Source organism: Komagataeibacter sp. FXV3, from assembly GCF_015155755.1.
Classification (GTDB): Bacteria; Pseudomonadota; Alphaproteobacteria; order Acetobacterales; family Acetobacteraceae; genus Komagataeibacter.
Map to the genome: position 1 here is coordinate 45,921 of NZ_VWPI01000018.1, position 23,420 is coordinate 69,340.

The window sequence follows — 23,420 nt, forward strand, 5'->3', positions numbered from 1 at the left end:
TCATGCTTCCTGTTTTTTCAGCAGCAGGCGCGCCGCCAGCATGTAGGCCGACCCGAAGGCGGCCAGTGCGATGTACATGGGCCAGAAGCTGCTGGTCCCCAGCCCCTTGGTAAAGCAGCCAAGGCTGATCAGCTGGTACCATGAGGCCGGAAAGCCCAGCCCCACGATGCGGCTGATCCCCGTCAGGGTGGAAGCGGGATAAAGCAGCCCGGAAAAATTGACCGACGGGATCAGGCAGATGATGGACGTGCCGAAAATGGCTGCGACCTGTGAACTGACAAAGGTCGAGATCAGCAGCCCCAGCCCCGTGGCCGACAGTACGAACAGGACGCCCCCGATGGTCAGCCCCAGCAGCGACCCCTTCAGCGGCACGCCCATGACGATCACGGACACCGCCACCAGCATGAAATAGCTGATCGTCGCCAGCGCCACATACGGCGCCTGCTTGCCCATCAGGTACTGCCCTACCGATGCGGGGGAGGCGTAGAGGTTGACGATCGACCCCACCTCCTTTTCCCGCACCACGCCCAGGGCGGTCAGCATGGTCGGGATCAGGATCAGTGCAAGCATGATGACGCCGGGGGTCATGGCGTAGATGCTGCGGAATTCCTGATTGTAGGAAAAACGCGGCTCGATCGTGATGGGGGTCGCGGGCCCCTGCGGCAGTTCCCGGCCCAGGGTTGTCGCATATCCCCCCAGCACGCCGGTGACATAGGCACGCACATTGGCCGCGAGGAAGGGCACGGCGCCATCAATGATCACGCCCACTTCCGGCCTGCGCCCGGCTTCCATGTCACGGGCGAAGCCTGCGGGAATATCCAGCGCCAGCTGCACACGGCCATTGCGGATGGCGCGATCGAGTGTATCGGCATCGGCCACGGGTGCGCGTTCATGGAAATAGGCCGAGCCACGGAAACTGTCGATCAGGTCGCGGCTGATGGTGGTCCGGTCATGGTCGCTGACGGTAAAGCCGATCCCTTCCACATCGAATGAAATGCTCGACGCCGCCACCACCAGCAGGATCAGTGGCCCGATCAGCGCAAAGGTCAGGCGCAGCCGGTCGCGCAGCAGTTCAACCGCCTCGCGCCGGGCAAAGGCCCATGCCCGTGGCAGCCAGCCGCCCCCCAGCCTGCCAAACCGGGTGGCCAGCCTGTTGCTGACGCCATGCCACCATGCGCGCGCGGGTGCTGCGGGTTTCGGTGGCGGGGCCTGCGCATCGGTTGCCGCCTCGGCATCTTCCAGATAGGCGATGAAGGCGGCTTCCAGGTTGGGCGCCCTGCGTTTTTCAACCAGTTCGGTCGGCGTGCCGACCGCCAGCACATGCCCCCGGTGCATGAGCGAGATCCGGTCGCATCGCGCCGCTTCGTTCATGAAGTGGGTGGACACGAAAATCGTCACGTGCCCTTCGCGCGACAGGCGGATCAGGTGCCGCCAGAACATGTCGCGCGCCGCGGGGTCCACGCCCGATGTCGGTTCGTCAAGGATCAGGATTTCGGGATTGTTGATGCACGCCGCCGCCAGTTGCAGGCGCTGGCGGATACCCAGCGGCAGGGAAGCCGGGCTGACATCGGCATAGGGACGCAGTTCAAACGAATCAAGCGACTGTTCGACCGCCTGCGTGGCCTTGCCGGGGGGCATGCGGTACAGCCGCGCCTGCAGCATGAGGTTCTGCCGCACGGTCAGTTCCTCATATAACGAGAACGCCTGTGACATGTACCCGATACGCATGCGGGTTTTCATGTCGCCCGCCGTGATCTGCTCGCCAAACAGCTTGGCCGTGCCGCTGGTCACGTCCAGCAGACCGGTCAGCATCTTCATGGTGGTGGACTTGCCGCAGCCGTTGGAGCCGAGGAAGCCGAAGATTTCACCCCGGCTGATGGTGAAGCTTACGTCGCTGACCGCCGTGAAACTGCCAAAACGGCGGGTCAGGTGTTCGGCCTCGATGGCGGGCGGGCCGCCGGGATTGGCGTAGGGCGGAATGATGAAACCGCTTGCCTGCTGGCGTCTGGCATCCGGCAGCAGCGATATGTAGGCATCTTCCAGCGACGTGGTGTGCGTGCGTTCCAGCACGCTATGGGTCCGGTCACTGATCAGGACCCTGCCGCCATCCATGGCCACCAGCCACGCAAACCGCTCCGCTTCATCCATATACGCGGTGGACACTATGACCGTCATGGACGGCCGCTCCTTGCGCAGCTGGTCCACCAGTGTCCAGAACTGCTGGCGCGACAGCGGATCGACGCCCGTGGTCGGTTCGTCCAGGATCAGCAGGTCGGGGTCATGCACCAGCGCACAGCACAGGCTGACCTTCTGCTTCATGCCGCCCGACAGGTGGCCCGCCGCCCGGTCGGGGAAGGGGGCCAGCCCCGTGGCATCCAGCAGGCGCTGGATGCGTGCATCACGCGCCTGCGCATCCATGCCGAACAGGCGGGCGAAGAAATCGATGTTTTCCCATACCGACAGCGTGGGATACAGGTTGCGGCCCAGACCCTGCGGCATGAAGGCGACGCGCGGCAGGAACGCCTCCCGCGCGCGGCGGTCGCCCATATCCGATCCCAGCACGGACACCGTGCCCGACTGCAGCCTGCGCACGCCGGCAATCAGGCCCAGCAGGGTGGATTTGCCCACGCCATCCGGCCCGACAAGGCCGATGGTGGTCCCGGCGGGCAGGTCCAGCGTCACGTTGTCCAGTGCCGTGACCGCGCCATAGCGGTGGGTCACCCCCGTAATGGTGATGCCCGCCGGGTTATGCGGCGTATCGGCGCTCATTGCGGGGCATCGGCCACATCAAGCGTTGCGGGCCAGCGGGTGGACGGGTCGGTGCGCACATAGCCATCGCCCGTCATGCCCGATTTCAGCACGTCGCCATAATGCCGGGCCGTTTCGGGGGAGACGCGCAGCTTCACGCGATAGACCAGCTTGTCACGCTCGGTGGCGGTTTCGACATATTTCGGGGTGAACTGCGCTTCGGGTGAAATGAAGGAAATCGTGGCCGGAATGACCTGCTGGTGCAGCGCGTCCAGCGCAATGCGCGCCGGGTCGCCCACGCGCAGTCGTCCCGCCTGCTGTGAGGGGAAGAAGATTGTCAGGTACATGTCCGTGGGGTCAAGCAGGGACGCCACGCGGCCGCCACCGGGCAGCACGGCGCCCTTTTCCACGATCCGGTATTCGATCCGGCCCGCCACGGGCGCGCGGATGGTCATGTCATCGGCTGCGGAGGCCGCTTCCGTAACCTGCGCCTGCGCTGCATCGGCTGCCGCCTGCGCCGCGTCCACGGCCCGCCCCGCCGCATCGGCGGCGGATGTCGCGGTATCGAGATTTGTCTGGTGCTGCGACAGTTCCATGTCGGACACCAGATGCTGGTGGAACATGGTGCGGGCGTGGTCAAGGTCAAGCTGCGAAAGATGCTGCGCCGACAGGCGGGCATCACGTTCGGCGCCCGCGCGGGCGACATCGGCCTGTGCCGCGCGCAGATGGGCGCGCGCCGCATCCAGTTGCGCCCGTGCGGTGGTGTCATCCTCGCGGGCAAGGACCTGGCCACCGGTTACGCTATCCCCTTCGTGGAAGTCCAGTTCCGTGATCCGGCCGGGATACTTGACCGCCACGTCGATGCGGGCCAGTTCCAGCCGCCCGTTGGCGCGCGCAAGGCCCGCGGGCAGGTCGCCACGATGCTGTACCACATACCATCCGGCCCCGCCGGCCACCACGATTACGGCAATGCCCGCACCGATCGCTGCGTCACGCCACTTCATGCCGCCGGGCCTTCATGTTGTCCCGCGCAGGTCGTGTTAAAATGAAATGACGCGATCATGAATCTTTCCTCGTGGTCAACGCAGGCTGTCCTGCCGTCTGGGTGTATCTTCGATGGGAATGAAAGGTCATGCATTGATCCAGAGGCGGATATCTGAACTTTCCTGATAAAAAACGACGTCCTGCCGCGGATGAAAAAAAGCGGGTACGGACACCCCTTTAATATGTATACGCATAAGTGTATTTTAAATTTAAAAAGGAAAGCAACCCACAAAATATCCGGTTCGGTGTATCTTATGTGTCGGCATATGTCTCAGGTGTGCATTATGCGCGGGCAGTTCATGGTGACCGGCTGCCTGCACGCAGGGACTGGCCGCACGATCACGAGGAAAGCAGCAACAGGATGCCAGAGAAGGAATACCCCAGGCCTGCCCGCATGGGCCGTCCGTCCGTAGCGGAGGCGGCGACGCTGTCCGAGAGGATTCTGGAGGAAGCCGGGCGGCTGTTCTTCGACCTTGGGTTCCGGGGTACCAGCATGGACATGGTGGCGGAGGCGGCAGGTGTTACGAAACGCACCCTTTACGCGCGATACCGCGGCAAGCCCCTGCTGTTTGAAGCCGTGGTCAGCACGACCATCGATATCCGGCTGGATGCGCTGGCACTGCTGATGCCGGCGGATGGGGATATCCGCTCACGGCTTGTGTCGATCTGCACGCTGCTGCTGGACTGGCTGCTGACGGATCGCAGCGTGGGAATGTACCGCGTGGTGTCAGCGGAAAGCCGACAGTTCCCCGCACTCGCGCGTAATATCCATTCCCATGGTGCGCGCAGGGCGGCGCAATTGATCGGTCACGTTCTGCACGAGGGCGTGAAGAAGGGGGAAATCGCAGTTGGTGATATCGCCTTTGCGGCGGATTACCTGACGGCTGCCGTGATCCAGTATCCGTTCCAGCAGGCTGTTCTGGGTCTGATTGCGGCCAGGCTGGATGACGCCATGCGCCGTCATATCGATCAGGCGGTGGAACTGTTCCTGAACGGGACGCGGACCCACCCATTGCAGGAACGGTAACCGGAAGGTCGGGCCGCGCCCCCGCAAAGGGGCATGGCCCGGTGCCTGCCTATTCCTGATCGGGAGCAGGGGCGGAGTTGAGCTGAATATACTTCTCGATCCCCACCTGACGGATCAGGTCGAACTGACGGTCGAGGAAGTCTTCATGCTCTTCCTCGTTGACCAGGATCCTGAGCAGCAGATCGCGGGAGACGAAGTCGCGCACGCTTTCGCAATACGCGATGCCCTCGCGCAGGTCGCCAATGGCCTTTTCTTCAAGCTTCAGGTCGCATCTGAGGATTTCCTCCACGTCCTGTCCCACCAGGATCTGGTTGTAGCGCTGCACGTTGGGCAGGCCGCCCAGATACAGGATGCGCTCGATCAGCCAGTCGGCGTGCTTCATCTCCTCGATTGATTCTTCGTATTCCTTCTTGCCCAGCAGGGTCACACCCCAGTGGCGCAGCGTGCGGGCGTGCAGGTAATACTGGTTGATGGCCGTCAGCTCGTTCGTCAGCTGCGTGTTCAGGTGTTCGATAACCTTGGGGTCTTTGATCGGCATGGCGTGACTCGCTATGATAAACTATGGCAGGATTGGATATATTTGACTTGATAAGGATTTGTAAATAAAAAATCATTGCATATCAGCACATTAATAATGATAATTCTTATTCTCAAATATAAGATATGCATTTTTTTCATCCACCTGTTATCGCACCTTTCCCGCATGGGGGAGCGGCGTGCGCCATTATCAGGGCCATCCGTGCCGCGTGGCGGCCGGCATCATTATTCATGTCCGTTTTTTCTAACGCATCCATCCGTAAGCCACGGGATAATCAAACTGTATGCTCGCGACCATTATTGCCGCCATGTTGCCCCTCGTCGTGGTTTTCCTGCTGGGCTACCGTGCCGGATGGCACCATGATTTCAATGGGGAGCAGGTTTCCGTCCTGAACCGGATGGTCATGCTTTATGCCTTTCCCCTCAATCTGTTCGTGGGCATTGCGGGCATGCCGCGCACTATCCTTGCGGGGCAGTTGCCGCTGGCGGCGTCGGTATTCGGGATCATGTGTGGCAGTTTTGGCGTGGCATATGTCCTGTCGCGCCATGTGTTCCGGCGGGGGGCTGCGGCAGCCACCCTGCAGGGACTGGCCATGGGGGCGCCATCGGTGCCCTTCATCGGGTCGGCCATGCTGCCGGTACTGGTGGGGCATGCCAGTACGTCCGTGGCCATTTCGGCCGCCGTGTTCGCCATGGTTCTGGTCCAGACGCCGGTCTGCATGGTCATGCTGGCCAAAAGTACCCATGCGGGATCGCCGGAACAGGCCCGGCTCTGGCCACAGATCATCGCATCCTGCAGGGAGCCTATTGTCTGGGCCCCGATTGTCGCGACCCTTCTGGTCGTGGCAGGTGTCCACATACCTCCATCGCTGCTCAGGTCGGGGGAACTGCTGGGCAATGCGGCTGCGGGGGTCGGTCTGTTCGCATCGGGGATCGTGCTTTTCCTGCAGCGGGTTTCAGTGACGTTGCCGGTGGTGGTGACGGTCACCGTGCGTAATATTGTTATTCCCGCCCTGTCCTGGCTTCTGCTGACCATGCTGGGTCTGCCGCATGAGGTGATCCGTACTGCCGTGCTGGCCCTGTCCATTCCGGTGGGAACGGTTGTCGTTATCCTTGCGGTGCGTTTCGGGACGGATGAGCAGGAAGCGGCATCGACCCTGTTTCTTAGCGCCGTGGTGTCGGTTCTGACGATGGCGCTGTTCATTGCCTGTGTAGGATAGGGATGGGCTGTATCCGACCTGTTTTTAAAATGTCATGCCCATGCGGGCGGTCCGGGCCGCGCGGACAAATTATCTGGTAAGGGTGGATGGTCAGTCGCGCCTGTTTCGGACCTGTTCACGACGCAGGGCGCGTAAGTCCATGCCTGCCGTCTCATAACCGATTTCCGCTACCCGAAGGGGAACGATGGTGTCCGCCGGATGCTCACGGCCGGACCAGTTTCCCCACAAGACATCCGCTGTGAATTTGCGGCCGCGGCATTCGACTTCCACGAAATCACCGACCATGGGAGCCGGCCCGTCAAAGCGGTTCTCATTCGTACGAAGCTCGCGCTCGGTCACGATTTCGCCCGATCGAAGCATGATCCGTTTTATCCAGTAGCCCATATCTGAACATGGCAGCCTGCCTTCATCCCTCAAGCCACAGGAGGCTGTTTGAAAAGTCAGATCTGGCAACATCCTGAAATCAGAAGAAAGTTTTTGGTGAAGCTTTTTTCAAAAAGCTTCAAAGAAATCTGCCTTTTTGGAAAAGGCAGTACCCAAAAGCTTTTATTTTTTTATCAATGAGTTGTTTTGAACATATTCTAAAGGCAGGATATAATAACAAAAAACTATTATTATATTTTCAATATAAAAATATAAACAAATGATTATCTATTATAGTTTTATTTTTGTTTTCATTCATGTAGCATGCAATTTCACCAAATATTCATATTATATGTCGCGTGCTGCCCTATACCTTTCCATGCCTATGATCTGAATAGGCGTCTGGACAGGAATGGACATCATGAAACAGGATTCCGAACCGAAATCGCCGCATATCCATGAAGAATGGCAGCCTGCGCTTGTCCTGGTGTGGAAAGACACAAGGGGACAGGCAAAGCGGGCGTTACCGTCCACTCCACCTGAAATGATGGAAGAAGACGAAGAGTATATTCATGACGAATTCTGATGTTCTTCCTTCCATTCATGATAAGGAAACCAGACGGAGATGACCCCCGACATGACCGAATTGCCCGGCAGTGACAAGGCATCATGGGAACGCAACCGCCTGCGCGCGGAAGTTCTGGACGATATTGATGAAGAAATAGAACTTGAACTGGATGATGCGCGTCTGGGTTCGGACAAAGACAATGGCACGCCTGATTTCAGACGGGCCTATTTCCGTGAACTGCTGTCCCTGCAGGGCGAACTGGTCAAATTGCAGGACTGGGTCAAGGAAACCGGGCACAGGCTGGTGGTGATCTGTGAAGGACGGGACGCGGCAGGCAAGGGGGGCGTGATCAAGCGTATTACCCAGCGGCTGAACCCGCGCATATGTCGTGTCGCGGCATTGCCCGCCCCCAATGACCGGGAGCGCACGCAATGGTATTTCCAGCGTTACGTCAGTCATCTGCCGGCGGCAGGGGAAATCGTGCTGTTTGACCGTAGCTGGTATAACCGCGCGGGCGTTGAACGGGTCATGAATTTCTGCACTGATGATGAATACGAGGAATTCTTCCGCTCGGTTCCCGAATTTGAACGCATGCTGGTGCGTAGCGGCATACAGATCGTCAAATACTGGTTTTCCATTTCCGATGATGAACAGGAACTGCGCTTTCGTGCCCGTATGGAAGATCCACTGAAGCAGTGGAAACTCAGCCCCATGGACCTGGAAAGCAGGCGGCGGTGGGAATCCTATACGCTGGCCAAGGAAATCATGCTGGAACGTTCAAATATTGATGAAGCGCCATGGTGGATTGTTCCGGCTGATGACAAGAAGAAGGCCCGGCTTAATTGCATAAGCCATCTTCTGTCGCAGGTACCCTATCATGATGTTAGCAAGCCCGAAGTGCGGCTGCCCGAGCGTGTCTACAGCCCTGATTATATCCGCCAGCCCGTGCCCGATACCATGATCGTGCCGCAGAAATACTGAATGTGGAAATAAATAATAAAAGTTTTTGGGCGCCGCCTTTATTTAAGGCGGCGTTTTTTTTAGATTTCTGAAAAACAGTTCCACCAAAATTTTTATGATTCACATGATTTTTTGCAGGTATTTTTATGAAACTGTCTGCAATATCATACCATTATTTATATAAAAACCGGGACCACATACCATGTGGTCCCGGTTCTTTTTTTGCGGAATATCAGACAGGATCAGGCATTGAGGATATAGAACAGTCCGGCCGCGATCGTGATGGTGACCGGCAGGGTGCAGACCCACGCCAAGGCAATCTTGACCAGCATGCCACGGTTGATGCCCGAACCGGACCCCAGCATGGTGCCGGCAATACCGGCGGTGATGATATGTGTCGTGCTGACCGGCAGGCCGGTATAGCCCGCGGTGGCGATCAGGCCCGCGCCCACCAGTTCGGCCGATGCACCCTGCGCTGGCGTCAGGTGCGTATTGCCGATCTTTTCGCCCAGCGTATGCACGATCCGCTTGTAACCGATCATGGTGCCGATTCCCAGGCACAGTGCGCTGAGCAGGCGCACCCACCACGGCGCGTATTCCACCACCGGGCGCATCTCGTTACCCAGCACCTTGGCCTGTGCGCGTTCGTGGGTCGAGGCGGCAGGATTGGCTGAAACCGCCTTCAGCCCCGCGACAACTTCATACATGTCCGCACGCAGGACAGAGGGGACAATATGCTCCGCATCGGTCTGGGACAGGCGGCTTACCGCGGCAATCGCCTCGTCACGCAGGCCATCATGGTCGTACTGATCGATCAGGGGGGCTGCACTGGTGGCGTATTCCGCAATATGGGGAATGCGCGGCGTGCTGTCGGGGGCCAGGGCAAAGGTGGCGGGCAGGATGCCGATGATGGTCAGCATGATCAGGCCGATGCTTTTCTGTCCGTCATTGCTGCCATGGGAAAAGCTGACGCCGGTGCAGGTCAGGATCAGCAGTCCCCGGACCCAGCCGCGTGTCGGCCTGTCACCCTGCGGCGGCTGGTACAGTTCGGGATCATGGACAAGGTGCTTGATAATGAAATACAGCCCACCCGCGCCAACCAGACCCAGCAGGGGCGAGATGGCCAGGGCGCGCAGGATTTTCCAGATCTGTGACCAGTCAACGCTGTTGCCCAGGTCACGCGTATGCAGCAGCGCATCGCCAATGGCGATTCCGATCAGCGCGCCGATGACGCAATGGGAACTGGAGTTCGGTATGCCAAACCACCACGTAAACAGGTTCCATGCCAGCGCCGTGCCAAACAGCGAAATCAGCATCGGCACGGCGGGGTCGCCATTGGGGGGTGACAGGACATCCGCCGGCAGTAGCTCAACCAGCCCGTAGGCCACGCTGATGCCGCCCAGCAGCACACCGACAAAATTCATGCACCCCGACCAGATGACGGCGGTGCGGGGTTTGAGTGACCTGGTATAAATGACGGTCGCAACGGCATTGGCCGTATCATGGAAACCGTTTACGAATTCAAAGACGCAGACAAGCGCAAAGCATATGACCAGTGCGATGATGGAAAAAGCCGAATATGGCGCGAAGTGGAGCATGAAACAATACACCAGTAAGTTATTGTTATGCGCACCATAAATAAGAATAAATTAAAATATAAGATGAACTTTATTTGTTTAATATAATATTCATATTTGCAATGGAACGCGAAAATATCGCCTGCGATCCGCGCGGGGCGGGGTTTCAGGCCCGCAGGCGTGTGGTTTCCATTGTGCGCGGGGCCTTGGTGCGACCAAGCCGGAAGCGGCTGCGGGCCTGTGCCACGGCGGCTTCGAACGTGGGCAGGATGTCCCCGTCCATCTGCGTTACGCGTTCATGCATGGCGCGGAATTCATACGGCTCATCGGGACCGTTGTGGAAGACGATACCAACAAAGATCCCATCGATTTCGATAACGCTGGATTCAAACATAAGGCTGTTTCCTGCCTGTTTTTCCGTAAGGGATGATATATGCAACACCGTCCCGATGCGGGTGCTATGCAGTAGTTCGCATGCGCGGGCAACCGGAAATAGATGAACTTTCTATGACAGGCGCAAATATACACGCGTATGTGCATGTAATGGCTGGTGTCATAAAAACTTCATACAAAACAGATCAGGTTATTATTGCCATTGCTCACCATGGCGGCCTAGTTCTGCTGTTGTGACATATACATCAGGAATTAGATGATGGAACTTCCATCCACCATTACGGCCGGCGATGGCGCCGCAATGGACAAGAATACGCGCGGGCGGTTTGGCGATCTGGTTTTTGGCATGATCGCCCGCCTGGCGGGATGGTTCATCCTGCTGGTCATGGCGGGTATTGTCATTGTGCTGGCCAGCGGGGGATGGCGGGCATTTTCCACCTTTGGTCCCGGTTTTTTCACCAGTACGGCATGGAACCCGATTTCAGATCATTTTGGTGCCGCGACCTCCATTTTCGGTACCCTGGTCACCACCCTGATCGCCCTTGTCTTTGCCGTGCCGTTTGCATTTGGCGTGGCGTTCTGGCTGGTGGAAATGGCGCCACCGGCACTGGCGCGGTTTATTGAAACCGCCGTGCAGCTTCTGGCGGCCGTGCCCTCCATCATATTTGGCATGTGGGGTTTTTTCATCGTGGTGCCGTTCATGGCCCATTACATTGAACCCATGGTGACGCATTACCTGGGCCACGTGCCCGCAATCGGCCTGCTGTTCCGTGGCGCGCCCTATGGCACCGGGTTACTGACTGGCGGGCTGATCCTGGCCATCATGATTACGCCATTCATCTGTTCGGTCATGACGGATGTATTTGTCTCCATCCCCGCCGTGCTGAAGGAAAGCGCCTTCGGCCTTGGCGCCACGCGGTGGGAGGTGATGCGTCAGGTGGTCCTGCCGTGGTCGCGGCAGGCGGTCATGGGCGGCATCATGCTGGGGACGGGGCGTGCATTGGGTGAGACGATGGCCGTGACCTTCGTCATTGGCAACAGCAACCGCATGGGCTGGTCGCTGTTCGCGCCGGGCAACACCATTGCATCACTGATTGCGCTGGAATTTCCCGAAAGTTCGGCAGGCAGCCTGAAACTGTCGGCCCTGCTGGCCCTTGGGGCGATCCTTATGATCATTTCGTTCATTACCCTGGCCTGCTCGCGCATTTTCCTGCAGCGCGGCACGTCAAGTTGAGGAAGTCCATGATGTCGGCTCCCCAATCACAATCCACTGATGCCGGTGGATGGCAGCGTGGCGGCGCGCAGGCCGTGCGGCGCAGGCTGGTTGAACGGTTTGTCAGCCTTTTGTGCAACATGGCGACGGTTGTCGTGCTGTTCGTGCTGTTTTCAATTTTATGGACACTGATCACACGTGGGGCAGGGGGGCTGTCGCTGCCGACCTTCCTGCACAGCACGGCGGCGCCCGGCAGCGGTGGCGGTCTGGCGAACGCCATTATCGGCAGTTGCGAACAGACCGGCCTAGCCGCCCTGATCGGCACGCCGATCGGCATGATGGCGGGGATCTACCTGTCCGAATTTGGTCAGGACGGGCGGATTGTCTCGCTGGTCCGGTTTGTTTCGGACATGCTGCTGTCGGTGCCGTCCATTCTGGTGGGGCTGTTCATCTACCTGATCATCGTGGAACCGGCGGGGCATTTTTCCGGCATGGCAGGCACGCTGGCGCTGGCGGTGCTGTTCATCCCCATCGTCGTCCGCACGACGGAAGACATGCTGCGCCTTGTCCCCCGCGCCATGCGCGAAGCGGCCTATGCGCTGGGTGCGCCGGGGTGGCGGGTGATCCTGAATGTCTGCCTGCGTTCGGCGCGGGGCGGCATCATGACCGGCATCCTGCTGGCACTGGCGCGGATATCGGGTGAGACGGCGCCTTTGCTTTTTACCTCCCTTGGCAACCTGAACTGGTCCACCAACCTCAATGCGCCAATGGCCAGCCTGCCGGTCACGATCTACCAGTACGCCGGTTCGGCCTATGATGACTGGGTGCAGATGGCATGGACCGGGGCATTGCTGATTACTGTCGCGGTGCTTGCGACAAACATCCTCGCCCGCTGGTGGCTGACGCGTAATGGATCCGCACAACAATGAACAAAATCATCATGGATGACACGATTGGCCGCGACACGGTTCTGCCGGCGCTGGCGATACGCAACCTGAATTTCTGGTACGGCAGCAACCATGCGCTGAAAGACATATCGCTGGATTTCCCGATCCATCAGGTCACGGGCATGATCGGGCCGTCAGGCTGTGGCAAGTCAACGCTGCTGCGTATCCTCAACCGCATGTATGACCTTTATCCCGGCCAGCGCGCGACGGGGGAGGTGCTGTTTGATGGACGCAACATCCTGTCCCCCGGTCTGGATGTGAACGTGCTGCGTTCGCGCATTGGCATGGTGTTCCAGAAACCCACGCCGTTTCCCATGTCCATTTATGACAACATCGCCTTTGGCGTGCGGCTGCATGAACGCCTGTCACGCGCGGATATGGACCAGCGTGTGGAAGGTGTGTTGCGGCGCGTGGCGCTGTGGAACGAGGTCAAGGACCGGCTCAATGCTTCCGCCGCTGCCCTGTCGGGCGGGCAGCAGCAGCGCCTGTGCATTGCCCGCACCATTGCGACCCGACCCGAGGTTATCCTGCTGGATGAACCGACCAGTGCGCTGGATCCGATTTCCACTGCCCGGATCGAGGAACTGCTGGATGAACTGAAGCAGGAATTTTCCATCGCCATCGTGACGCACAACCTGCAGCAGGCGGCCCGATGCGCGGACCGTGTCGCGTTTTTCTACATGGGTGAACTGGTGGAGGTGGATACGGCGGACAAGATGTTCACCGCCCCCCATGCCAAGCGCACCCAGGATTATATTACCGGCCGCTTCGGCTGACAGCGAAAGCAGTAACGATGCCACATGAATCCGTACACACGGTCCAGAGTTATGAACAGGAACTGGAACAGCTCCGTTCGCTGGTAAACAAGATGGGTGGCCTGGTGGAACGGCAGGTGGCGCAGGCCATTACCGCCGTGGTCGAACATGATGAGGAGGCGGCCCTCGACGCGCCCGAAATGGACCCGCAGGTTGATGAACTGGAACGCGAGACCGAGGCGCTGGTCATTCGCCTGCTGGCGCTGCGCGCACCCATGGCGGGCGACCTGCGTGAGGTCGTGGTCGCGCTGAAAATCTCGGGCGATCTTGAACGCATCGGGGATTGCGCGGCCTCCATCGCACGGCGCGCCATGCGCAACGAACTGCTGTCATGTCCCATTTCGCTGACAGGACTGCACAGCATGGGGCGTCTTGTGCAGGAAAACCTGCGGTGTACCATTGATGCGATGGACCAGCGCGACCCGGAACTGGCGCGTATTGTCTGGCATTCGGATACGGCGGTGGATGAACTCTATGTCTCCCTGTTCCGTGAACTGGTGACCTACATGATGGAAGACCCGCGCAATATCGGCCCCTGTGCCCATCTGCTGTTCATTGCCAAGAACCTTGAACGCATTGGCGACCATGCCACCAATATCTCCGAACGCGTCTATTACGCCGTAACTGGCAACATCCTGCCAATCGTGCGGCCGCGTGGGAAAACATTCGACTGAAAACCATCCCTGCCGTCGCCCCGCTGCCTGCGGGCGATGGCAGTATGTATTCAACTATACCGCGTAGGGATCTGACAGGCCGCGTATGGATCAATGCCCCATCACGGTCATGCCCGTCGGTGGGCATCGGTTCATGACGGTAATACGGGGTAATGCATTGTGGTGGAGGACAGGGGGGTTTTTCCTGCCTGTGTCGTGCGGAGCCTGGAACGCGGTCGCACCGGTTGGCATGGTCACGGGGGCATGTGTTATGACAGTGCCATTGTGCTGTTTCCAGACCGGATGATTTTCCTGAATGACCGATTGCCCTTCTTCCCCCGCTGACCGTCTTGATGGCGTGCTGGCCACCTTGCGTAAAAATGGCCTGGCGGCGCGTATCAGCACCTCCCCCTCCGTGCTGGAAGCCCATAGCCATGGGGAGGCCATGGATGCTGCCTGCCTGCCCGCCGCCGTGGTCTTTGCGGAATCGACGGATGATGTCGCAGCCGTATTGCGGGCCTGCCATGCCCATCGGGTGCCTGTTGTGGCCTTTGGGGCCGGGACATCGGTGGAAGGGCACGTCACCCCGGCGGAACATGGCATAAGCCTTGACCTGTCGGGCATGACGGACATCGTTGAACTGAACGCCGAGGACCTTGACTGCCGCGTGCAGGCCGGTCTGACCCGTCAGGCCCTGAATGCGCAGATCCGCGATACGGGCCTGTTCTTCCCGGTCGATCCGGGTGGGGAGGCCACTCTGGGCGGCATGTGCGCCACCCGTGCATCGGGCACGGCGGCAGTGCGCTATGGCACGATGAAGGAAAATGTCCTTGGGCTGACTGTCGTGCTGGCGACGGGGGAAGTGATCCGTACGGGGGGGCGCGTGCGCAAGTCATCCACCGGATATGATCTGACATCGCTGTTCATCGGGTCGGAAGGCACGCTGGGTATCGTAACCGAGGTCCAGCTGCGCCTGCACGGGCGGCCCGAAACCATTTCCGCTGCCGTCTGTCAGTTTGCCAACCTGAATGACGCCGTGCAGACGGCCATTGAAATCATCCAGTGCGGCATTCCCATTAGCCGCGTTGAACTGCTGGATGATGTGCAGATGGCTGCATCCATCCGTTATTCCGGCCTGACGGGGTATGAACCGCTGACCACGCTGTTCTTTGAATTCGCGGGCGCGCCGGCGGCGGTGGCCGAACAGGTGACCCAGACCGAGGCGATCGCCCTGTCCAATAACGGCCTGTCCTTTGCCTGGGCTGACACGGCGGAGGACCGCACACGGCTGTGGAAAGCCCGGCATGACGCGTTCTGGGCGGCGAAGGCGATCGAACCGACCGCGCGCGTCATTTCCACCGACTGCATCGTGCCCATTTCCCGTCTGGCGGAACTGATCGCGGGCGTGCGGGAAGATATTGCCCAATCAGGACTGCGCGTGCCCCTGCTGGGGCATGTGGGGGATGGTAATTTCCATGCCCTGATCATTACCGACCACACGCCCGAGGGATATGCCCGCGCGCTGGATCTGGACCGCAAGATCGTATTCCGCGCTTTGGCGCTGGGTGGATCGTGCAGCGGGGAACACGGCGTGGGCATGGGCAAGCTGGAATTTCTGGAAACCGAACATGGTGATGGCACGCTGAGCGTCATGCGCGCGCTGAAGAACACCATGGATCCCCACCATATCCTTAATCCCGGCAAGCTGCTGCCACCGGGGCGTGTGTATCAGGGGTGATGCAGGCTGCCGCCCTTTCCCTGTTCCCGGAGAAGGGTGGTGAAGGTCATATTTAACGATATTTTTTGTGAAATTAAAAAGCACGACACAATCATATAATTTCATATAACTACAAAAATAGTTGTATTAATTTTATTTTCCTTCATGATGCAGGGATTGGGTGAGGCCGTTTCGCCCGCCCATTGCATGAAGGATCGGCGCGTATGCCCGCCAATGTCATTCCCTTCGCATCCGTCCCGTGGCACGGGCGTACCGTGCTGCGTCATGTGGATGCGCACGCCCTGCTGCGTTATGTCTCCCCGGTCATTCTGGTGCTGATGTGGCAGGGGGCATGTTCCACCGGGATGGTGTCCACCCGGCAGGTGGCGTCCCCGGTGCAGGTGATCATGACGGGGTGGGGCCTGCTGCGGGATGGCACGTTGGGTGCGAACCTTGGCGTATCCCTTGCCCGCGCGGCGACCGGCCTTGCCATTGCGGTAGTGCTGGGGGTGGGATTTGCGCTGATATCGGGCCTGTCGCGACTGGGCGAGGATATTGTCGATGCCCCGCTGCAGATCCTGCGCACGCTGCCCGCCCTTGCCATGGTGCCGCTGTTCATCCTGTGGTTCGGCATTGGGGAGATACCCAAGATCGCCCTTGTCGCACTGGGGGCGACCTTTCCCATCTATCTCAACCTGCACAAGGGCATCCGTTCGATTGATCCCCGCCTGCTGGAAATGGCCCGCACGCTGGGCCTGTCGCGCATGCAGACCATCCGCGACGTGATCCTGCCCGGTGCGCTGCCTGACCTGCTGGTGGGGCTGCGTTTTGCGGTGGGCATGTCGTGGCTCATGCTGGTGGTGGCGGAACAGGTGAATGCCGAAAGCGGTATTGGCCACATGATGATGGAGGCGCAGGATTTCCTGCGCACGGACATCATCATGGTGGGACTTGTGATCTACGGCCTGCTGGGCCTTGTGTCGGATCAGGTCGTGCGTCTGATGGAGCGTGTGTTCCTGTCATGGCGGCCGGTTCACCAGCGGGGACAGGGGGCATGAACGCCGCGGTCATGACGAATGGGACGCGTGACGTGTCTTCCCCAAAGAATGGCGTCGTTGCCATAAATGGCCTGACACGCCGTTTCGGGCGCGGGCCTGCGGTGCTGGACAGGCTTGACCTGACCATTGCACCGGGGGAATTCGTGGCCCTGCTGGGCCATAGTGGTTCGGGCAAATCCACCCTGCTGCGCACGCTGGCGGGGCTTGATCCGGTGCATGAAGGTACGGTTGCGCGCCCTGATTCGGTTTCGGTCGTGTTTCAGGACGGACGCCTGCTGCCATGGAAGCGGGTATGGGAAAACGTCGTGCTGGGGCAGGCGGGGGCTGACCGTCGCAGGCGCGCGATTGCGATGCTGGAGGAAGTCGGCCTGGGCCACCGTGTGGATGCGTGGCCGCTGACCCTGTCGGGTGGGGAAACGCAGCGTGCCGCACTGGCGCGCGCGCTGGTGCGCAGGCCAGTCTTCCTTATGCTGGATGAACCTTTTGCCGCCCTCGATGCACTGGCACGACTGAAGATGCAGCGGCTGGTGGCGCGGTTATGGGCGCGCCATGGCTGCGCGGTGCTGCTGGTCACGCATGATGTGGATGAAGCGCTGATGCTGGCTGACCGTGCCATTGTGCTGGACCGTGGCCGCATCCGCACCGACATCACCATTGCCCTTGAACGCCCGCGCCATCATGCCGATCCGGGTTTCATCCACCTGCGTGGCGTATTGCTGGATGCGCTGGGTGTGCATGATGATTAGGCGCGCCCGCATGTTGACACCACCTTCCAACCATACAGGCCTGACATGACCAAAGCCCCTGACCGCGTATCCGATACCCCCGTGGACCGCCTGATCCTTGATCGCTGGTCCCCGCGTGCCTTTACGCCCGCCCCGATTGATGAAGCGACGCTGCTGTCCTTCCTTGATGCCGGACGGTGGGCGCCATCCGCCTATAACGCGCAGCCGTGGCGCTTCATTTACGCCCGCAGGGATACGCCGGACTGGGAGCGTTTCCTGTCATGGCTGATCCCGTTCAACCATGCCTGGGCGCAGAATGCGTCGGCGCTGGTCTATGTTGCATCCCACACCGTGACCGGTGGTGGTGCTGCCGAACCCGTGCCCGCACCTACCCATTCATTCGATGCGGGTGCCGCAACGGTGCTGGTGCAGCTCCAGCTCAGCAAGGCGGGATGGGCGGCCCATCCCATCAGCGGGTTTGACCATAGACAGGCGCGTTCCGGCCTGGAACTGCCTGATGATTATGCCCTGAATGCGGCCCTTGTCATCGGACGGCAGGGGGAGGTGGCCAGCCTGCCTGAATCCCTGCGTACCCGCGAAGCCCCTTCCGCCCGCAGGCCCCTGACGGAAATTGCCTTTGCCGGGCGCTTTCCTGAATCAGCATCCTGAAATGACGGGCATGGGTCATGCTGACCTGTAAACCAATACTGGCCGTGTTTTTCGTAAGGACAGTGGTGGCGGAAAGATGAACCCCGCAATGTCCCTGCCGGATCATATCTGACACCTTCATGCCGGTCCCCCGACACATGCTGTCGGGGGTGAGTGATCCTAATCCGTCTCCACCTGAAGAGCACCGCTTTCGGCTGGTGGTGCATCCGCGACGCATCCGGACAGGATATGGATGGCCTGAACCTGTTGTGTACAGGAAAGATCTGTCACGGGGGGCAGGGAAGGCGGACCGCCATATGGGCCTGTCAGTTCCCTGTATGCATTCCGGGCATCAGGACAAAGATCCGCAGCATGCGCAATGCCGGTAATTCCCACAATGCCCATGGTAAGCATTATCTTGAAATAATATCTCATTACCAATATTCCACATATTAATATTACAATATCTGAAATTGTAGTATGGAATATATGGTCATGGACATGTAATGCTGTTATTCGGTCATCGGGTGATTGTTTTCCTGGCGCGCAGGTGGAAAATCACGCTTGACCAGCATGCTGCTTAACCGGTGGATCACGTCGTCCCACATTCCGCTATGGATCTGGCGTATGATACGCAGGGTGGGATACCATGGACTGTCCGTACGGTTCGAAAGCCAGCGCCAGCAGTTATCGAACCGGTCCAGCAGGATAACGGGACATCCCATGGCACCGGCCAGATGGGCTACCGATGTATCAACCGAAACCACGACATCCAGCCCCGCGATCAGGGCAGCCGTGTCGTCCATGTCCCGCACGCTTTCCATCGGGTCATACAGGCGCATGCCCGCGGGCATGTCGTGCATCTGTCGGGCATAGACGCCTTTTTGCAGGCTGACCAGATTTATGCCCGGCATTCCGGCCAGTGGTGCAAATTTACGCAGCGGGATCGAGCGCTTTCGGTCCATGGCGTGGGCTGCGGGTACATCGGGGCGGCTGGCCCCGCCCCAGACCAGTCCCACGCGCAGGTCCGTGCCGGTGGGCAGGAACGGCGCCCACTGCCGCACCAGTTCGGGACTGGCGCGCAGGTAGGGCACGTCCGTCCCCGCATGGCCGGGCGTGTTGCGCAGGACATGCGGCAGGCTGAGGAAGGGACAATGCCAGTCATGCGGGGGCAGGGATACCCGTTCACTGAATACGCGCCGTATGCCACCCATGCGCCGGATCAGGCCGTGCAGTGTCTCGGGCGCCTGGATGCTGACCTGCGCGCCCATGCCCACCAGCACGGGCACGAAGCGCAGCATCATCAGCATGTCCCCCAGTCCCCCTTCGCGCGTAATCAGGATGGATCGGCCACGCAGGTCGGCATCCGGCGGCAGGACAGGCAGCATCTCGTGTTCGGGCAGGCGCTGGCGACCGGGCATTTTCCGCCGCCATTCATATTCTGCCCATCCTTCGGCCATGCGACCACTTTTCAGCAGTGTCAATGCATGGTTCATGCGCAGGCGCGCATCATCGGGGCGCAGCGCCAGCGCGCGGGAATGGGCTTGCAGCGCCGCATCCAGCCTGTTCCATGCCCCCAGCAGATGGGCAAGGTTGGCCTGCGTCATGGCGCTGTCGGGATGGTGTTGCACGATGTAATGCAACAGGTCGCGCGCCGCCGCGAATTCGCCCTGTTCCATCAGGGTGATGGCCATGAGGTTGCCGGTACTCAGCTGCGCGGGTGACAGGGCCAGGCCTTCGGCCAGCACGTCCTGTGCTTCCGCCGTGCGACCGCGCTGCAACAGCAGTTCCCCCAGCATGTCATGCGTGCGGATGTCCTGCCGCGCACGTTGCCGGACGGCGCGCAGGACTGCTTCGGCTTCTTCCACCCGGTCATGTGGCAGCAGCAGGGCCAGCATATCGTAGGCCGGGTGGCGCGCGCCGGGGTTGGCCACGGCCTGACGGCACAGCAGGCGGGCGGCTTCCTGCACGCGGTTGCATCCCGCATGGGCATGGGCCAGCAGGATTTCGACACGGGGGGAGGCAGGACAGTCTTCCAGCATGGCGCGGGCATGGGCGAACTGTCCACGCCGCAGCAGGTCGAGTGCAAGCGTCAGCGTATGGTCAGCCATGGCAGGCGGGAAACCGGAACGGGGAAAAACGGATCATGCCATGTTGTGTCTTATATCAGGCCCGGCATGCAAGGGGCCGCGCGCCCGCCATGATCACGCCGTCCGGGGCGTGGACAGGCCGAAATGCTGTTCCAGCAGGGCGACATTGCGCAGGTCGGCCTTGAACGCGGTATCAAACACATCCCCCAGTACCGGCACGAGATCGGCCAGGGCTTCCACGATGATATTACCCATCATGCGCGCAAGTACGGGACGGTCCACGCCCAGATTCCAGCTTTTCCAAACGATATAAAGTGAGGGCAGGAGCATGATCGCCGTCCCGCCCACCGGCAGCAGACCGATCAGCGTATCCAGTCCCCAGCGCGCCTTCGTGCCGGGAATGCGGAAGGCGGCGTCCAGCAATGTTGCAAGCCTGCGCAGGCGCGCCACTTCCTGACGGATATCGTGGGCGCTGGCGCCATGCGTGGCGTTGGGGGCATATGATGTGATCATACCCGTTATTATGGGGTGGGCAGGGGCGCGTTACAATGTGCCCGGCAGATCGTCCGCCCCTGTTTTTTGACGGTCGATATGGCCCATGTCGCGGTCGGGGGCGATGATGTCGCGCACGCGCCGTTTCAGTTCCTTCGGGCCTGGAAAACCACCGTCGCGCTTGCGTTCCCACACGCTGTGGCCATCAACCGTGATTTCAAAATGCCCGCCGCTGCCGGGGATCAGGGTCACGCTGCCCAGATCCTGACCGAAAGTGGACAGCAGTTCCTGCGCCATCCATCCCGCCCGCAGCAGCCAGTTGCATTGCGTGCAGTACGTGATGGAGACATGGGGGTGATGGACGGCCGGGGCGTCGGGCATGGGTAAGGTTCCTGCTTGCGGCAACACCGGACCGGGTCTGTCCGGCTGCCCCTTTATTGTGGGGGTGTGGGGCAGCCGGGCGCAAGGGGTCAGACGGCGTGGACGTGGCCTTCACGTTCCCACAGGCGCAACGCCCCACATGTCTGGATGAAGCTGGCTGCGTCCTGTGCGCTGTGTATGGCGATCACGCCTTTGTCGCGCGCCTTGGGGTGCAGTCCCGCGGCCGCCAGCACGATTTCAGCGGCATCGTTATGCGCAATGAACTTGGCATGGGCGAAGGCGTCGGAAATGAAGTCGCGCATGGTGGCCTCGTGGCGCAGGACATTGGCCCCTTCAACCGTGGGCAGCAACGCCACGGCGTCATACAGGACGGATGGGCCGCCGTTGATCTTCTGCTGCGCGGTCAGGTCGTGGCCCGCGCTGTCCTTCAGCCCGCCCACGGTGGGGGCGACCAGTTCGACCGTAGCGCCCGCATCCTCGGCGGCATCGCGCAGGGCGGCCAGCAGGGCGGCATCCACCCCGTTGGTGACGACAATGCCCAGCTTGCGGCCGGCAAAGCTGTGCGGTCCGTTTTTCAGGATGCTCAGCGCGGGCGATGGTTCCAGCCCCTCGACCACGGGGCGCGCGGCCTGTGCCGGTGCGGGCAGGGGCGACAGGCCCAGCCCCTTCGCCACCCCCTTGGCCAGTTCCTGATCGACATGCAGCAGGTGGCTGACCATGCGGGCCCGGATGGCGGGGGTTTCCACCTTGCTCAGTTCAAATACGAATGCGTCGCGGATATGCGTCTGTTCCACCGGCGTCTGGCTGATGAAGAACTGGCGCGCCTGGCTGTAATGGTCGGCAAAGGATTCCGAACGCTGGCGGACTTTCTGGCCCGATACCATATCGGGGTATGACCTGTAGCCATTCACGCTTTCACGCGGGCCGCCTGTGGGCTGGGACCATGAATTGGGTTCGTAATTGGCCCGGCCCTTCGGGTTGTGCATGGCCATGTGCCCGTCCTGCTGGAAATTGTGGAACGGGCATTTGGGCGCGTTTATGGGGATATGCGTGAAGTTGGGGCCGCCAAGGCGCTTGGTCTGGGTATCAAGATAGGAAAAATTGCGTCCCTGCAGCAGCGGATCATTGGTGAAGTCGATACCAGGCACGACGTTCTGGGTGCAGAAGGCGACCTGTTCGGTCTCGGCAAAGAAATTGTCCGGCATGCGGTCCAGCACCAGGCGGCCGACACGGCGGACAGGCACCAGTTCCTCGGGGATCAGCTTGGTGGGGTCGAGGATGTCAAAGTCAAAACTGTCGGCAAAGTCATCATCAAACAACTGCACGCCCAGTTCCCATTCCGGGAAATTGCCACTGTTTATGGCCTGCCACAGGTCGCGACGGTGGAAATCGGGATCGGCGCCATTGATCTTCAGCGCCTCGTTCCACACGACCGACTGCAGGCCCAGCTTGGGCTTCCAGTGGAATTTGACGTAGGTCGAATGGCCTTCGTCATTGACCAGGCGGAAGGTATGCACCCCGAACCCTTCCATGAAGCGGAAGGAGCGGGGAATGGCCCGGTCGGACATGGCCCACATGACCATGTGCGTGGCTTCGGGCGACAGGGATACGAAATCCCAGAAATTGTCATGCGCCGTCTGCGCCTGTGGGAAATCGCGATCGGGTTCCTGCTTGGCCGCATGGACGAAATCGGGGAACTTGATGGCGTCCTGGATGAAAAAGACGGGAATGTTGTTGCCGACAAGGTCCCAGTTGCCCTGTTTTGTATAAAGCTTGACGGCAAAGCCACGCACATCGCGCACCACGTCCGCCGATCCCTTGTTGCCCGCAACGGTGGAAAACCGGACGAAGGCGGGCGTGCGTGCGCCGACATTGCCGAAAATATCGGCCTTGCAGACATCGCTCAGGCTGTCGGTCAGTTCGAAATAGCCATGCGCGCCATAGCCGCGGGCATGGACCACGCGTTCGGGGATGCGCTCGTGGTCGAAATGGAAGATTTTTTCCCGGAAATGGAAATCCTCCATCAATGCCGGGCCACGGGTTCCGGCACGCAGGGTATTCTGGTCATCCGATACCGCGACACCCTGCTGGGTGGTCATGACGGGGGTATCGCCACCTGCTGTCTGGTGGGTTTCGCCCCCCGCGCCGGTATGCGTGGTGGGGGACGTGGGGGTATGGGATGTCTTTGCCATGGCGTGCGTACGTATCCGTGCAGATGGGTGCGGAAAAAACAGGGGTGTGGGA

The 23,420-nt window shown here is 60.2% G+C and carries 22 protein-coding genes; 12 read left to right on the plus strand and 10 right to left on the minus strand.

Annotation, left to right across the window (positions count from 1 at the left end):
* Both rbbA and F1542_RS01870 read right to left on the minus strand, forming a co-directional pair.
* A complete protein-coding gene (gene rbbA / locus F1542_RS01865; protein ID WP_193731526.1) occupies positions 1-2,769 on the minus strand; it encodes a ribosome-associated ATPase/putative transporter RbbA in 2,769 nt (922 codons plus the stop codon).
* Entirely contained in the window at positions 2,766-3,752 is a 987-nt protein-coding gene (locus F1542_RS01870; protein ID WP_193731527.1) for an HlyD family secretion protein, read from the minus strand. The genes rbbA and F1542_RS01870 overlap by 4 nt, the downstream gene beginning before the upstream one ends.
* A gap of 434 nt (positions 3,753-4,186) precedes the next feature.
* On the opposite strand from F1542_RS01870, the gene F1542_RS01875 reads away from it, so the two are divergent.
* Complete coding sequence (locus F1542_RS01875; RefSeq protein WP_193731528.1) at positions 4,187-4,819, plus strand: TetR/AcrR family transcriptional regulator; 633 nt, start codon at positions 4,187-4,189, stop codon at positions 4,817-4,819.
* A 49-nt stretch (positions 4,820-4,868) separates the two neighbouring features.
* Here the strand turns inward: F1542_RS01875 and bfr are convergent, their stop codons facing one another.
* Positions 4,869-5,357, minus strand: a complete 489-nt coding sequence (gene bfr / locus F1542_RS01880; RefSeq protein WP_193731529.1) for a bacterioferritin — start codon at positions 5,355-5,357, stop codon at positions 4,869-4,871.
* 283 nt (positions 5,358-5,640) lie between these two features.
* Between bfr and F1542_RS01885 the strand changes: the two genes are divergently transcribed.
* Positions 5,641-6,576 carry an AEC family transporter gene (locus F1542_RS01885; protein ID WP_193731530.1) on the plus strand — a complete coding sequence of 312 codons (936 nt, stop codon included), beginning with the start codon at positions 5,641-5,643 and terminating at the stop codon, positions 6,574-6,576.
* A 90-nt stretch (positions 6,577-6,666) separates the two neighbouring features.
* Here the strand turns inward: F1542_RS01885 and F1542_RS01890 are convergent, their stop codons facing one another.
* A complete protein-coding gene (locus F1542_RS01890) occupies positions 6,667-6,936 on the minus strand; it encodes a hypothetical protein (protein WP_193731531.1) in 270 nt (89 codons plus the stop codon).
* 424 nt (positions 6,937-7,360) lie between these two features.
* On the opposite strand from F1542_RS01890, the gene F1542_RS01895 reads away from it, so the two are divergent.
* The gene (locus tag F1542_RS01895; RefSeq protein WP_193731561.1) at positions 7,361-7,525 is read left to right on the plus strand and encodes a hypothetical protein; all 165 of its coding nucleotides are present in this window, start codon (positions 7,361-7,363) and stop codon (positions 7,523-7,525) included.
* Between the two features lie 39 nt (positions 7,526-7,564).
* A complete protein-coding gene (gene ppk2, locus F1542_RS01900) occupies positions 7,565-8,488 on the plus strand; it encodes a polyphosphate kinase 2 (RefSeq protein ID WP_193731532.1) in 924 nt (307 codons plus the stop codon).
* Between the two features lie 221 nt (positions 8,489-8,709).
* On the opposite strand, the gene F1542_RS01905 is transcribed toward ppk2, so the two are convergent.
* A complete protein-coding gene (locus F1542_RS01905) occupies positions 8,710-10,065 on the minus strand; it encodes an inorganic phosphate transporter (RefSeq protein ID WP_193731533.1) in 1,356 nt (451 codons plus the stop codon).
* Positions 10,066-10,210: 145 nt separating this feature from the next.
* Positions 10,211-10,438, minus strand: coding sequence for a hypothetical protein (locus F1542_RS01910; protein ID WP_193731534.1), 228 nt, complete (start codon positions 10,436-10,438; stop codon positions 10,211-10,213).
* A 255-nt stretch (positions 10,439-10,693) separates the two neighbouring features.
* On the opposite strand from F1542_RS01910, the gene pstC reads away from it, so the two are divergent.
* The 8 genes from pstC to F1542_RS01950 all read left to right on the plus strand — a co-directional run bounded on the left by pstC (position 10,694) and on the right by F1542_RS01950 (position 18,234).
* Positions 10,694-11,671, plus strand: a complete 978-nt coding sequence (gene pstC, locus F1542_RS01915; RefSeq protein WP_193731535.1) for a phosphate ABC transporter permease subunit PstC — start codon at positions 10,694-10,696, stop codon at positions 11,669-11,671.
* A gap of 8 nt (positions 11,672-11,679) precedes the next feature.
* Positions 11,680-12,579: a phosphate ABC transporter permease PstA gene (gene pstA / locus F1542_RS01920; protein WP_193731536.1), complete on the plus strand. Its 900-nt coding sequence runs from the start codon at positions 11,680-11,682 to the stop codon at positions 12,577-12,579.
* Positions 12,576-13,373, plus strand: a complete 798-nt coding sequence (gene pstB, locus F1542_RS01925; RefSeq protein ID WP_193731537.1) for a phosphate ABC transporter ATP-binding protein PstB — start codon at positions 12,576-12,578, stop codon at positions 13,371-13,373. Before pstA ends, pstB begins: the two co-directional genes overlap by 4 nt.
* A gap of 17 nt (positions 13,374-13,390) precedes the next feature.
* Positions 13,391-14,086: a phosphate signaling complex protein PhoU gene (gene phoU / locus F1542_RS01930; RefSeq protein WP_193731538.1), complete on the plus strand. Its 696-nt coding sequence runs from the start codon at positions 13,391-13,393 to the stop codon at positions 14,084-14,086.
* A 295-nt stretch (positions 14,087-14,381) separates the two neighbouring features.
* A complete protein-coding gene (locus F1542_RS01935) occupies positions 14,382-15,803 on the plus strand; it encodes an FAD-binding oxidoreductase (RefSeq protein ID WP_193731539.1) in 1,422 nt (473 codons plus the stop codon).
* Between the two features lie 203 nt (positions 15,804-16,006).
* Complete coding sequence (locus F1542_RS01940) at positions 16,007-16,840, plus strand: ABC transporter permease (protein WP_193731540.1); 834 nt, start codon at positions 16,007-16,009, stop codon at positions 16,838-16,840.
* Entirely contained in the window at positions 16,837-17,586 is a 750-nt protein-coding gene (locus F1542_RS01945; protein ID WP_193731541.1) for an ABC transporter ATP-binding protein, read from the plus strand. The genes F1542_RS01940 and F1542_RS01945 overlap by 4 nt, the downstream gene beginning before the upstream one ends.
* A 45-nt stretch (positions 17,587-17,631) precedes the next feature.
* A complete protein-coding gene (locus F1542_RS01950) occupies positions 17,632-18,234 on the plus strand; it encodes a nitroreductase family protein (RefSeq protein WP_193731542.1) in 603 nt (200 codons plus the stop codon).
* A 491-nt stretch (positions 18,235-18,725) separates the two neighbouring features.
* Here F1542_RS01950 and F1542_RS01955 read toward each other — a convergent pair whose 3' ends face one another.
* From F1542_RS01955 to F1542_RS01970, 4 genes are all read right to left on the minus strand, one after another.
* Positions 18,726-20,324, minus strand: a complete 1,599-nt coding sequence (locus F1542_RS01955; protein WP_193731543.1) for a tetratricopeptide repeat protein — start codon at positions 20,322-20,324, stop codon at positions 18,726-18,728.
* A 93-nt stretch (positions 20,325-20,417) separates the two neighbouring features.
* Entirely contained in the window at positions 20,418-20,816 is a 399-nt protein-coding gene (locus F1542_RS01960) for a DUF4112 domain-containing protein (RefSeq protein ID WP_193731544.1), read from the minus strand.
* 30 nt (positions 20,817-20,846) lie between these two features.
* Entirely contained in the window at positions 20,847-21,176 is a 330-nt protein-coding gene (locus F1542_RS01965) for a SelT/SelW/SelH family protein (RefSeq protein WP_193731545.1), read from the minus strand.
* 89 nt (positions 21,177-21,265) lie between these two features.
* Complete coding sequence (locus tag F1542_RS01970; RefSeq protein ID WP_193731546.1) at positions 21,266-23,368, minus strand: catalase; 2,103 nt, start codon at positions 23,366-23,368, stop codon at positions 21,266-21,268.
* Positions 23,369-23,420 lie beyond the last annotated feature (52 nt).

Coding starts and splice junctions, on each gene's coding strand:
- F1542_RS01970 (WP_193731546.1), bottom strand. CDS start 23,368: ATGGCAAAGACATCCCATACCCCCACGTCCCCCACCACGCATACCGGC.
- F1542_RS01875 (WP_193731528.1), top strand. CDS start 4,187: ATGGGCCGTCCGTCCGTAGCGGAGGCGGCGACGCTGTCCGAGAGGATT.
- bfr (WP_193731529.1), bottom strand. CDS start 5,357: ATGCCGATCAAAGACCCCAAGGTTATCGAACACCTGAACACGCAGCTG.
- phoU (WP_193731538.1), top strand. CDS start 13,391: ATGCCACATGAATCCGTACACACGGTCCAGAGTTATGAACAGGAACTG.
- F1542_RS01950 (WP_193731542.1), top strand. CDS start 17,632: ATGACCAAAGCCCCTGACCGCGTATCCGATACCCCCGTGGACCGCCTG.
- F1542_RS01895 (WP_193731561.1), top strand. CDS start 7,361: ATGAAACAGGATTCCGAACCGAAATCGCCGCATATCCATGAAGAATGG.
- F1542_RS01885 (WP_193731530.1), top strand. CDS start 5,641: ATGCTCGCGACCATTATTGCCGCCATGTTGCCCCTCGTCGTGGTTTTC.
- ppk2 (WP_193731532.1), top strand. CDS start 7,565: ATGACCCCCGACATGACCGAATTGCCCGGCAGTGACAAGGCATCATGG.
- F1542_RS01890 (WP_193731531.1), bottom strand. CDS start 6,936: ATGCTTCGATCGGGCGAAATCGTGACCGAGCGCGAGCTTCGTACGAAT.
- pstC (WP_193731535.1), top strand. CDS start 10,694: ATGATGGAACTTCCATCCACCATTACGGCCGGCGATGGCGCCGCAATG.
- F1542_RS01905 (WP_193731533.1), bottom strand. CDS start 10,065: ATGCTCCACTTCGCGCCATATTCGGCTTTTTCCATCATCGCACTGGTC.
- F1542_RS01910 (WP_193731534.1), bottom strand. CDS start 10,438: ATGTTTGAATCCAGCGTTATCGAAATCGATGGGATCTTTGTTGGTATC.
- F1542_RS01955 (WP_193731543.1), bottom strand. CDS start 20,324: ATGGCTGACCATACGCTGACGCTTGCACTCGACCTGCTGCGGCGTGGA.
- F1542_RS01940 (WP_193731540.1), top strand. CDS start 16,007: ATGCCCGCCAATGTCATTCCCTTCGCATCCGTCCCGTGGCACGGGCGT.
- F1542_RS01935 (WP_193731539.1), top strand. CDS start 14,382: ATGACCGATTGCCCTTCTTCCCCCGCTGACCGTCTTGATGGCGTGCTG.
- pstB (WP_193731537.1), top strand. CDS start 12,576: ATGAACAAAATCATCATGGATGACACGATTGGCCGCGACACGGTTCTG.
- F1542_RS01945 (WP_193731541.1), top strand. CDS start 16,837: ATGAACGCCGCGGTCATGACGAATGGGACGCGTGACGTGTCTTCCCCA.
- F1542_RS01965 (WP_193731545.1), bottom strand. CDS start 21,176: ATGCCCGACGCCCCGGCCGTCCATCACCCCCATGTCTCCATCACGTAC.
- pstA (WP_193731536.1), top strand. CDS start 11,680: ATGATGTCGGCTCCCCAATCACAATCCACTGATGCCGGTGGATGGCAG.
- F1542_RS01960 (WP_193731544.1), bottom strand. CDS start 20,816: ATGATCACATCATATGCCCCCAACGCCACGCATGGCGCCAGCGCCCAC.
- F1542_RS01870 (WP_193731527.1), bottom strand. CDS start 3,752: ATGAAGTGGCGTGACGCAGCGATCGGTGCGGGCATTGCCGTAATCGTG.
- rbbA (WP_193731526.1), bottom strand. CDS start 2,769: ATGAGCGCCGATACGCCGCATAACCCGGCGGGCATCACCATTACGGGG.